Origin of the sequence: Phenylobacterium aquaticum, assembly GCF_947378715.1 — a bacterium.
Lineage (GTDB): Bacteria > Pseudomonadota > Alphaproteobacteria > Caulobacterales > Caulobacteraceae > Phenylobacterium > Phenylobacterium aquaticum_A.
This window is the reverse complement of record NZ_CANCLE010000022.1, coordinates 22,157-33,183: the sequence shown is the minus strand read 5'-3', so window position 1 is coordinate 33,183 and position 11,027 is coordinate 22,157. Positions and strand designations below refer to the sequence as shown.

Below are 11,027 nucleotides of genomic sequence, written 5' to 3'. Positions count from 1 at the left end.
CGGCTGTCAACTCGCGACCGCTCTCATCGTGAATCAGAGACCCTCACCCCGCGCACGCCCTCACGCGCGAGACCACTTCATCCGCCGCCTCAAATCCCCTGAGGCGGCCGCCTGCCCCTCAGATCCCGCCGTACCACTCATAGCCGCGGTCTTCCCAATAGCCGCCCTTGCCCTGGCCCAGGTGGGCGAAGTCGGCGACGGCTTCGATGCGGGAGATGTACTTGGCATGCTTGTAGCCCAGGTGGCGCTCGACCCTCAGGCGCAGCGGGGCGCCGTGGGCCACGGGCAGGACCTGGCCGTTCATCTCGTAGGCCAGGATGGTCTGGGGGTGATAGCCGTCGATCAGGTCGATGCTCTCATAGTACTGGCCCGATCCGTCCAGGGTCTCCTCCAGGCTGTCGAAACAGTGGAAGACCAGGTAGCGGGCCTCGCGCTTCAGCCCCGCGCGGTCGAGCAGCGGGCCGAGCCGGGCGCCCTTCCACTGGCCGATGCTGGACCAGCCCTCGACGCAGTCATGGCGGGTGATCTGGGTGCGGGACGGCTGGGCGCGCAGGTCAGCGAGGCTCAGGGTCAGGGGGTGGTCCACCAGGCCGTCGATCACCAGCTTGTAGTCCTTGAACCCGGTGGTCAGCAGCTGGCGATAGGCCGGATCACCGGGGCTGATCGAGCCATTGGCCCGGAAGTCGCGGGCGATGTCGGCGGGGGTGAATTCCTGGGCCAGCGCCTTGCGGCTCTGGAACAGGCGCTGGGCGCGCAGGGTCAGGCCCTGGGCGCTGGCCAGGCCTTTCTGGACCCCGGCGCTCTCGTTGAGCTTGTCGCAGGCGGCCAGCCACAGGCCGGCGCCGCTGGCGGCCAGGCCCTTGAGCCAGCCGCGACGATCGGGGGTCATGGGGCGTCTCCTTCGAGGCGGATGGCGTAGCGGCCGGTGATCATCGAGCGCACGGAATTGAAGGCGCCCACCGCGATCACCATGGCCAGGTGGACCAGGACGAAGGCCACGATCAGGCCGGCGCAGATGAAGTGGATCGACCGCGCCGACTGGCGGCCCCCGAACAGGTGCGGCAGCCACGGCCAGGCGGCGTCCATGCCCGGCGACATGGTCAGGCCGGTCAGCACCATCAGCGGCAGGAGGCCGAAGATCACCGCCAGATAGGCCAGTTTCTGCAGGGCGTTATAGTGGCGCTCCTCCTCCCCCTTGGGGAACCTGAGCCGGGCGTGGTCGGCGATCTCCTTCAGGAGGTGGGCGGGCGCCAGCTGCTCCCGGGTCGGGGCGAGGTCATTGCGGAAGTGGCCGCTGAGCATGCCCGCCGACAGATAGACCAGGCCGTTCAGCACGAAGACCCAGGCGAAGAAGAAGTGCCAGTGGCGGCCGTCGGCCAGGTCGCGATAGGTGGGGATGGTGGCCCAGGCCGGGAAGCCGCGCGGCTCCTCGTGGCCGACGGCGCCGGAATAGCCGAACAGGCCGGTGGTCTCGAGCCGCAGCGATCCGATCTGGGTCACTCCGATCGCGTGGTCGCCACGATCGATCATGCCCATCTCCAGCCAGGGCCGGGCGAAGGTCGACTTCTGGCCCCAATAGAGCGCCGGGTGGGCGTTGAAGACCTGCAGCCCGCTCAGCAGCAGGAACGACAGGGCGATGAGATTGATCCAGTGGGTCAGGCGGGTCGCCACCGCATGTCGATAGACCAGCACCTCATGGGTCGGTGTCGCCATGATCTCCCCCTCCTGCACCGGCCAGACCGGCGCGCCAGATGACCACGAAATCGGCCTGGAAGCGAATTCGCGCGAGGGCCCCTGTTGGTTACAGGCGCCAGCCTCTAAGTTCGCCGCCTGAATCTAAGGGGATGGCGGCTTGGGCGACGGCGTGGAGATCTGGAGCGGCGGGGTCAATACCTGGGAATGCGACGAGATGGGTCATCTCAATGTCCGCTTCTGGGTGGCCAAGGCGCTCGAGGGACTGGGCGGGCTGGCGGCGCGGCTGGGCATGCCCCGGGCCTTCTCGGCGGTCGGCGAGGCGACGCTGGTGGTGCGCGAGACCCACATGCGGTTCCTGCGCGAGGCCAAGGCCGGCGCGACCCTGACCATGACCGGCGGGGTGGTGGAACTGGGCGAGGCCGACGCCCGCCTGCTGTTGGTCATGCGCCACCTGAACGGCGAGCCGGCCGCGACCTTCCAGCTGGTGGTGGCCCACGCCACCTCCCGCGACATGCGCCCCTTTCCCTGGCCCCAGCGGGTGCGCGACGCCGCCGCCGACCTGATGATCGAGGTTCCGGCCCACGCGGCGGCGCGCAGCATCGACCTGGCGCCCGTCAAGGCCACGGCCAGTCTGGCGCGGGCCGACAAGCTGGGGCTGGCGCGGATCGGCCTGGGGGTGATCCAGGCCCAGGAATGCGACGTGTTCGGGCGGATGCGCGCCGAGATGTTCATCGGCCGGGTCTCCGACGGGGCCGGCCGGCTGTTCGGCGAGACGCGGCCAGGCCCCGCGCCCGTTCCCGGCCAGCCGCCGCCGCGCATCGGCGGGGCGGTGCTGGAATATCGGGTGCTGCACCTAGGCTGGCCCCGGGCGGGCGACCATGTGGAGCTCCGCTCCGGCTTCGGCGGGGCCGACAAGCGCACCCGCCGGGTCTTCCACTGGATGGTCGATCCGCAAAGCGGCCAGCCCTGGGCCAGCGCCGAGGCGGTGGTGATCAGCTTTGATCTGGACGCCCGCAAGGTGGTCGACATCACGCCGGAGGCCCAGGCCGCCTATCTCGCCCAGGCCGTGCCCGGCATCGGTCTCTGAGCCGGATTTCGGAAGGTTTCCCGGGTGAAAGAAGTGATCACGCGACCGTGACCTGGGGACTTGTTCTGGCCGCAAAGCAGGCCATAGTCCCGATCCGCGCTTGCCATGGCCACCTCCTGGCGGTTGAGATGGGCGCGGACATCCGCCTTCCAAAATCCCCATTCTCCGAGGACCTAAGCCCATGACCTCTCCCGTTCTTCGCAAGCTGATGGTCGCCGCCGCCGCCGTCGCCGCCCTGTCCGCCGCCGCCTGCAGCAAGCCCGCCGACAAGGCTGACGCCGCCGCCGCCGAAGCCACCACCGAGGCCAATACGGCCGCCGCCGCCGCCAGCACCGCGACCGACGCCGCAGCCACCGCCGCCGACGCCGCCGCTGACGCCTCCAAGGCCGCGGGCGACGCCACCGCCGCCGCGCCGGCCCCCGCCGAGGCCTCGGCCATGGCGCCCGCCGCCGCCGCCGCGATGGCCCCGGCTCCGGCCAAGAAATAAGCGCTTCACGCCGCTATCGCGTGTACGGAGGGCCGCCTGATCAGGCGGCCCTTTTCCGTTGAGGCCCCATCTTGTTTGAGGCCCATCTTGTTTTAGGCATGACCGCAAACCCTGACACCTCCTCGCCCGACGGGTCGCCGCTGGACTGGACCGACGACGGCCATCCGCGCTCGCGACGGTTCGGCGACATCTATTTCTCGCCGGAGGACGGCCTGGCCGAGAGCCAGGCAGTGTTCCTGGAGGGCTGCGGCTTGCCCGAGGCCTGGGCGGGGCGCGATCGCTTCGTGGTGGGCGAGCTGGGCTTCGGCGCCGGCCTGAACATCCTGGCCCTGCTGGAGCTGTGGCGGCGGACGCGGCCGCCCGGCGGCCAGCTGTCGATCTTCAGCATCGAGGCCTTCCCGGTCCGGGCGGAGGACATGTTGCGCGCCGTGGCCCGCTGGCCACAGATCGCCGATCTGGCGGCCCTGCTGGCGGCGCGCTGGCCCGGCCGGGCGCGAGGCTTCCATAGGGTGGAACTGCCGGAACTGGGCGCCGTCCTCGACCTGGCGGTCATGCCGGTGGAGGACGCCCTGGCGGCCTGGAGCGGTTCGGCCGACGCCTGGTTCCTGGACGGCTTCTCGCCGGCCCTGAACCCGCAGATGTGGAGCGAGGCGGTGATGGCGGCGGTGACGGCGCGCTCGGCGCCGGACGCCCGGGCCGCGACCTTCACCGTGGCCGGCGCCGTGCGGCGCGGCCTGCAAGCGGCGGGGTTCGCCATCGAGAAACGCCCCGGCTATGGCCGCAAACGCGAGCGGCTGGAGGCCCGGCTTACCGGTCCCGCGCCGACCCGCCCAAACCGACCCCGGGTGGCGGTGGTGGGCGCAGGCATTGCCGGCGCCTCGGCGGCCCGGGCGCTGCGGGCCCTGGGCCTGGAGCCCCAGCTGTTCGAGGCCAGCGGCCCGGGGGCGGGCGGCTCGGGCAATCCCGCCGCCCTGGTCACGCCCCGCCTCGACGCCGGGCTGGGGCCGGTGGCTGAACTGGCGGCTCAGACCTTCGCCCGGGCCGTGGCGCTCTATGAGGCGATCGACGGCGCCGTGTTGTCGCGCGGCGTGCTGCAGCTGGTCCAGGGCGAACGCGATCCCGAACGCTTCGCCCGGATCGCCGCCAGCGACCTGTTCGAGCCCGGGACGGTGGCGGCGATCGGGTCCGAGGCGGCCAGCCTCCGGCTGGGCGAGCCGGCCCCCGCCGGCCTCGACCTGACCCGGGCCCTGGTGATCGCGCCGGATCGGGTGCTGGCCGCCTGGGCCGGCGACTGGCGCGGCGAGGCCGTGGGCGCCGTCACGCGACGAGATGGGGCCTGGGTGCTGAGCGATCCTGCCGGCGGCGAGCTGTGGCGGGGCGAGGCGGTGGTCCTGGCGGCGGGGGCGGAGATCGCACGGCTCTGTCCGGGCCTGATGATCACCCCGGTGCGGGGCCAGGCGAGTTGGGTCGCGCGCCCGCAGCGGCCGGCGGCGTCGTCCCAGGGCGGCTATGTCCTGCCCACCCGGGACGGCCTGCTGTTCGGCGCCACCCATGATCGCGGCGACACGGGGACGGAGGTCCGCCCCGAGGACCATCAGCGCAATCTTGACACCTTGGCCACCACCCGGCCGGACCTGGCGTCGCAGATCGTCCTTGAGGATCTGGAAGGCCGGGCCGCCCTGCGCGCGGCCACCGCCGACTATCTGCCCCTGGCCGGCGCCGCGCCGGAGGCCCCGCCCGGTCTGTTCCTGCTCGGCGGGTTCGGCTCACGCGGATTTTCCTTCGCCCCGCTGCTGGCCGAGCACGTGGCGGCCGGGGTGGCGGGCGCGCCTTCGCCCCTGCCCCGCGCCCTGGCCGAGCTGGTCGATCCCGATCGGTTTCAACGTCGCGCGGCGCGACGGGGCCGTATTTCCGTCCAGACTTCGCGCTAGGATGCAGTCTCCGGGTTGGACCCCCTAAGGTGCGGAGCATCGACATGCGCAAGACCCTGTTGACCGGCGTCCTGGCCGCCGGCGCCCTGATCACCCTCGGCGGCGCGGGGCCGGCGCCGGCGCGACAGGCCTGTTTCTGGACCAGCCAGGCCGACGGGTTCACCGCCCCCGATGACCACACGGTGTTTGTTCGGGTCGGGGTGCGAGAGGTCTATCGGCTGGACCTGATGGGCGCCTGCCCCAATATCCAGTGGAACAATGGCATCGGCCTGGAATCCCGCCCGGGATCCTCGATCTGCTCGGCCATGGAGGCGACGATCATCAGCCACGGCCCGACCGGTCCCGAGCGATGCGCCGTCAGCCAGATGAGCCGGCTGACCCCCGCCGAGATCGCGGCCCTGCCCAAGCGCAGCCGGCCCTGAGCGAGGTTTAGAACCGGGCGTCGCAGGGCGGATCGGCTCAGCCGACCCGCCCCTCCACGGCATGAAGATGGCCTGCGCGCGCCGACCCTTCTGAGTCGCCTTGGCGCAACCGAAGACGATCTTTGATCGGCGGAGACGTTTTGCCGAGCGGATTCCGCGTCCACCCCCCGCGACAAATGAAAGCGCCGCCCCCTTTCGGAGGCGGCGTTGGTTGAGTGATAGGGCCGGGTCCTTCGCGTGGGACCCTGGGTCGTATCTAGAGGCTTAGAACTTCTTGGTGGCGACCACCTTGAAGGTCCGGCCGTAGGCGTTGCCGATATAGGGGTCGTAGCTGTACTCGATCCGGGCCTGAGACGGGTCCTTGTCGAACACGTTCAGAGCCGAGACCGACACGGTCGCATCCCAAGGCAGTTGGACCCGATAGGTCAGATCCAGGGTCACGAAGCGCTTCACTTCCAGGCCGAAGGTGACCGGGACGCAGACGGCGCTGGCCGCGACGCAAGCGGTGGCGCTGGGCCCGTTCTGCACGAAGATCGGAGTCCGGTTGTCGGTGGCCCCGTCCACGTAGTTGACCGTGGCGCGGAGGTTGTGAATGCCGCGCTTGTAGTTGGCGTAGAAGGTGCCGCGCCAATCCGGAATGGTCCCGGGCAGGCGGTTGTAGTTGGTGAAGCCCTTGGCCGAATAGGCGGAGTCGATCTTCACACCACCGGCGGTGAAGTCCCCGATGTCGTACTTCAGCACATAGCTGGCCGCCGCGCCGAGGCCCAGTTCGCCGCCGATGAAGTCATCGAGCGTGTAGTCGATTTGAGCGTCGATACCGGAGGTGTCCAGGGTCGGTCCATTGACCCGGTCAGACCGGATCCGGGCGATATCGTTGCCGATGGTGACGCCCTGGGTGCAGGTGTTGTTGTTGCTGAAGGTGATCAGCGACCGGAGGGTGGCGCCGCAGTTCACGAACTGCGTGCCGTTGCCGGCGCCGGCGACCGAGGTGGCGATGACATTGGCCGGCACCGAGGAGATCTGACCCTCGATGGCGTAGTTCCAATAGTCGACGATCGCCCGGAAGCCGTGGACCTCGAAGATCGCGCCGATGTTGTAGGTCGTCGCGGTCTCAGGACCGATCGAGGGGTTGCCGAAGAAGTCGACCGACTTGAAGTTGTTGCCAGCCGCGGTGATGCCGGACAGGCCCGTCACGCCGTCGGAAGCGCGGTCCGCCGGGGTCGGGCCCCGGAAGGTCGTGCCGACCGAAGCGCGCAGAGCGAGTGCATCCGTCACCTGCCACTTGACCGCCAGCTTGGGGTTGGTGGTCGAGCCGGTCTGGCCGCCATAGTCCTCGTAGCGGACCGCCAGCTGAGCGTTCAGGTTGTCGAGGATCGGCAGGTTCAATTCGCCGAACACCGCCTTGACCTGACCGTCCACATAGGAGGGCGTGCCCTGGCCGAGGAAGATGAACGGACCGGTCTTGATGGTGCAGTTGACCGTGCCCACGACCGGGCAGGGCGTGACGCGCGAATCGGCCAGGTCACTGGCGACCGACGAGCGAGCTTCTTCCGAACGGGTCTGGATGCCCGCCGCCCAGGCGATCTCGCCGCCCGGCAGGTTGATGCCGGTCTGACCGTTCAGGACGGCGTCGAACACCAGGAGGCTCTGACGCGCTTCGCCGCCCGTGGAGTTCGGAGGCGCCAGCCACTTGATCAGGTCGACGCTGTTGGCGCCGGACGAGACATAGCCGGGATTGGTCAGGCCGAGCGCCGGATTGCCCGCATAGGCGTTGGAGAACGGGTTGAAGTAGACGCAGCCATTGGCGCCGGCGACCGTGCCGGTGCAGGCCGGTCCGCCGAAGCCGTTCAGGGCCCGTTGCAGACGGTCGATCAGGATGTCGTTGCCGCGCGAGGTGTTGGTCGCGTCGGAATAGGTGACCGCCACATCATAGCCGATGGACTCGGTCAGCTTGCCGACGAAGCCCGCCGAGACGCGGAACATCTCGAAGTTACGGCTGGAGGTGTAGCCGCCGAGGCCGCTTTCACCCGGCCTGCCGCCGGCGCCCAGGGGACGGAACAGGGTCAGGGAGGCATTGTCAGCGACCCCGATCAGAGCGCCAAGGCCGGCCTGGGTCAGGGCGACATTGAAGCCCGGGTTCGAGCTGGGGACGGTGAACACGCCCACGCTGCCGGGGCCGTTGGGGCCCGAGGTCGGCGGATAGCCGGGCGAGCTGCGGCCATGCGGGGTGTCGGTCTTGGAATAGAGGCCTTCGACGTGGAAGCGGGTGGTGTCGCTCAGGTCGAAATTGACCTCGGCATAGGTCTGATAGCGGTACTCATCCTCGACCAGGTTGTCGAAGGGCACATAGGTGAAGTAGCAGGCCGCCGTGGCGCCGGTGTAGCCGACGAAGCCGCCGACCGCAGCGCAGCCGCCGTCGCGGGTGACACCGGCGACCGGGGTCGCGCCCTTGCGCGGCAGGAAGGCCGGGGGCTGACCCAGGACCGACCAGCCCGACGGGTTGGTCAGATAGGGCTGGTTGGCCCACTTGCGGTCCGTCGACGACAGTTCCGAGCGGCGCTGATAGCCGGCGGCGATCAGGACATTGCCGTTGTCGAAGACGTGGCCCCAGGCGCCGTTGATCCCATAGTCGCCGGCCGAACCATCGACCAGTCGATAATCGGCGCTGACGTCAAAGCCTTCGAGGTTCTTGCGGGTGATGAAGTTCACCACGCCGCCCATGGCGTCGGACCCGTAGGTGGCGGCGGCGCCGTCCTTCAGAATCTCGACCCGCTGGATCGCGGCGACGGGCATCAGGTTGGTGTCGACGCCCTGGCTGCCGGCGCCCGGCGAAACCGTGGAGCGACGGCCATTGAGCAGGACCAGGGTCCGCTGGCTGCCGATGCCGCGCAGGTTGATGCTGCCTGCGCCGGGCTGGCCCTGGGCCCCGGTGCTGAACTGATTGGAGTCCCCGATGACCGGGCCGCTGATCGGCAGCGACTTGATCAGATCCAGGGTCGAGGGCGAGCCCTGCTTGGCGAGTTCTTCCTTACCAATGACGGAGACGGGCAAAGCCGCCTTTTCCGACGAACCGGCGATGAATGAGCCGGTGACCACGACTTCTTGAACGGTGGTCGTCGTTGTGTCGGCGGCGAGAGCATGCCCCGCACTTGCGAGTGAAATAGCTACAGCGAGCGCAGATCCGCTGCACAGGATTCTGTGTTTGGTCATAATTTCCTCCCCCCGCGAGCTCGCCGTACTCGATCTGACGCGAGGGGTCGGCCCGTGGTTAGGCGAAGGGAAGCCGAGTTGCCGTAAGGGCGCCAGGATTTTGTAACAGGCCCGACACAATGCCGCATCACTGCGGTACTGAAGCAACACCGTTATGCCGATTTTTTGACCTAAACGCCGAAATCGACCATTTCACCACCCTGAAGACGGGTGTTTTGTGGCCGGCGCCGTCTATGGTCGCGCCCGCCCGTTCCGGCAGAATTTGCCGCAATTGACATGATTGTCGAAAATCTTGGCTTGATTCGCCCGCCCTGCCCCCCTGGCCCGGGGCATGGCCTCCCCCGCCCGCCTGTTCGCGGGCGCCGGGGACGCCGCTGGCCGGCGAGCGATCGCCCTTCGGAGCTCAAGGGGCGCCGACGGCAGGATCGCCGCGAAGGAGCAGGGTCTCCACGACCCTCCAGCCGGGACTCCAACCCTACAGGCTCGCCGGCGCGCGGCTTCGCCTGAGCGCGAGTTGGGAGCCTGGGTTTTAGGAGAAAAATGGTGGACGCGACAGGGATTGAACCTGTGACCCCCTCGATGTCAACGAGGTGCTCTCCCGCTGAGCTACGCGTCCATCTGGACTCCCCGAGGGGAACGAGAGGCGGCGGTATAACGGCGCCTTTTTCCTAAGGCAAGCGCCAGTAAACGCCTTATGCGGCGGCCATCATTTTCTCCACCTCGGTGACGATTTCCCGAAGGTGGATGGGCTTGGACAGCACCTTGGCGCCGGCCGGGGCGCTTTCGCCGGCGGCGAGCGCCACGGCGGCGAAGCCGGTGATGAACATGATGCGCAGGCCCGGATGCTTGGCGGCGGCCAGGCGGGCCACCTCGATGCCGTCCATGCCGGGCATGACGATGTCGGTCAAAAGCAGGTCCCAGCTCTGGTCGAGCACGGCGGCGGCCTCGTCGCCGTCGGCGCAGGCGGTGACCTCATAGCCGGCGCGCTCCAGCGCCCGGGCCAGGAACCCGCGCAGGGAATCGTCGTCTTCGGCCAGTAGGATCCGGGGCATGGGCGCTCCGCCAGGTGATATCGGTAAAGAGCACCCTAGCGCCTCAGACGTAAACTCGCGATGAACCCTGAGCCCGGAAGGGGCGCAAACCGGCCCGATCTGTTTGACCCGCCCAGGCTTCGATCGTCATATGCCCGGGATGAACGTCTGGCAGCCCGTCCCCGCTCCATCTCCCGCCGGGCCCAAGGCCCCGCCAGCCTTTGACATCACCCGGGCCCAGGCGGAGGGAACGCCGGCCACCACCCCCCTGGTGTTCGCCTCGCCCCATTCGGGACGGCTCTATCCCGCCGACATGATGGCCGTGCTGGACGATGTGGCCATCCGCCGCTCGGAAGACGCCTATGTCGACGCCCTGGTGGCCGAGGCGCCGCGGCTGGGCGCGGCCCTGATCACCGCCCGGCTGGCCCGGGCCTATATCGACGTCAATCGCGAGGCCTTCGAGCTGGATGCGACCATGTTCGCCGACGAGCTGCCGGATTTCGCCCGGGGTCGCTCGGCCCGGGTGCAGGCGGGGCTGGGGGCGATCGCCCGGGTGGTCTCGGAAGGCCAGGAGATCTACGATCGCAAGCTGACCTTCGCCGAAGCCCGGGCCCGCATCGAAGGGGCGCACACCCCCTATCACGCCGCCCTGGCGCGCCTGCTGGGCGAGGCTCACGCCGCCCATGGCGTGGCGGTGCTGATCGACTGGCACTCCATGCCGGCGGCCGCAGCGCGGGCCGGACGGGGCGAGGCCTGCGACATGGTGCTGGGCGACCGGTTCGGGGCCGCCTGTTCCGGCCAGGTGACCCAACTGGTCGAGCGTGAGCTGCAGGGCCTGGGCTACAGGGTGGCCCGCAACGCCCCCTATGCTGGCGGCTACACCACCGAGCACTATGGCCGGCCGGCCCGCCGGACCCACGCCCTGCAGATCGAGATCAACCGCGCGCTCTATCTGGATGAGGCGCGGCTGACGCCCACGGCGGGCTTCGAGAAGCTGAAAGGCGACCTGGAGCACCTGACCCGGGTGCTGGCGGCGAAGGACTGGAGCGGTCTCAAGACCGGCTGAACCTGGCTGATTTTCGCGCGATCACGCGCGCCAGGGCGTCGCCCAAGAAAAAAGCCGGGCACAAGGCCCGGCCAGTTCATTAGGGAGGAAACGCCCAG

At 69.2% G+C, this 11,027-nt stretch carries 9 protein-coding genes and 1 tRNA gene; 5 read left to right on the top strand and 5 right to left on the bottom strand.

What is annotated here, in order from left to right; translation table 11 throughout:
• Positions 1 to 118 precede the first annotated feature (118 nt).
• Positions 119 to 889 carry a molybdopterin-dependent oxidoreductase gene (locus tag Q7P21_RS05105; RefSeq protein WP_304176064.1) on the bottom strand — a complete coding sequence of 257 codons (771 nt, stop codon included), beginning with the start codon at positions 887 to 889 and terminating at the stop codon, positions 119 to 121.
• A complete protein-coding gene (locus Q7P21_RS05100) occupies positions 886 to 1,713 on the bottom strand; it encodes a cytochrome b/b6 domain-containing protein (RefSeq protein ID WP_304176061.1) in 828 nt (275 codons plus the stop codon). Before Q7P21_RS05100 ends, Q7P21_RS05105 begins: the two co-directional genes overlap by 4 nt.
• A gap of 139 nt (positions 1,714 to 1,852) precedes the next feature.
• Here Q7P21_RS05100 and Q7P21_RS05095 point away from each other — a divergent pair, with 139 nt between their 5' ends.
• The 4 genes from Q7P21_RS05095 (at position 1,853) to Q7P21_RS05080 (ending at position 5,622) form a co-directional block, all read left to right on the top strand.
• A complete protein-coding gene (locus Q7P21_RS05095) occupies positions 1,853 to 2,782 on the top strand; it encodes a thioesterase family protein (protein ID WP_369685420.1) in 930 nt (309 codons plus the stop codon).
• A 181-nt stretch (positions 2,783 to 2,963) separates the two neighbouring features.
• Positions 2,964 to 3,269, top strand: coding sequence for a hypothetical protein (locus Q7P21_RS05090; RefSeq protein ID WP_304169529.1), 306 nt, complete (start codon positions 2,964 to 2,966; stop codon positions 3,267 to 3,269).
• Between the two features lie 98 nt (positions 3,270 to 3,367).
• Complete coding sequence (gene mnmD / locus Q7P21_RS05085) at positions 3,368 to 5,200, top strand: tRNA (5-methylaminomethyl-2-thiouridine)(34)-methyltransferase MnmD (protein ID WP_304176059.1); 1,833 nt, start codon at positions 3,368 to 3,370, stop codon at positions 5,198 to 5,200.
• Positions 5,201 to 5,244: 44 nt separating this feature from the next.
• The gene (locus tag Q7P21_RS05080; RefSeq protein ID WP_304169534.1) at positions 5,245 to 5,622 is read left to right on the top strand and encodes a DUF6491 family protein; all 378 of its coding nucleotides are present in this window, start codon (positions 5,245 to 5,247) and stop codon (positions 5,620 to 5,622) included.
• 264 nt (positions 5,623 to 5,886) lie between these two features.
• Here Q7P21_RS05080 and Q7P21_RS05075 read toward each other — a convergent pair whose 3' ends face one another.
• From Q7P21_RS05075 to cpdR, 3 genes are all read right to left on the bottom strand, one after another.
• Positions 5,887 to 8,673 (bottom strand): TonB-dependent receptor domain-containing protein, encoded by a 2,787-nt coding sequence (locus Q7P21_RS05075; protein ID WP_304169537.1) that lies wholly within the window; start codon positions 8,671 to 8,673, stop codon positions 5,887 to 5,889.
• Between the two features lie 700 nt (positions 8,674 to 9,373).
• Positions 9,374 to 9,448, bottom strand: a tRNA-Val gene (locus Q7P21_RS05070).
• A 76-nt stretch (positions 9,449 to 9,524) separates the two neighbouring features.
• Entirely contained in the window at positions 9,525 to 9,884 is a 360-nt protein-coding gene (cpdR, locus tag Q7P21_RS05065) for a cell cycle two-component system response regulator CpdR (RefSeq protein WP_304169540.1), read from the bottom strand.
• 139 nt (positions 9,885 to 10,023) lie between these two features.
• Here cpdR and Q7P21_RS05060 point away from each other — a divergent pair, with 139 nt between their 5' ends.
• Positions 10,024 to 10,929: an N-formylglutamate amidohydrolase gene (locus Q7P21_RS05060; RefSeq protein ID WP_304176066.1), complete on the top strand. Its 906-nt coding sequence runs from the start codon at positions 10,024 to 10,026 to the stop codon at positions 10,927 to 10,929.
• Positions 10,930 to 11,027 lie beyond the last annotated feature (98 nt).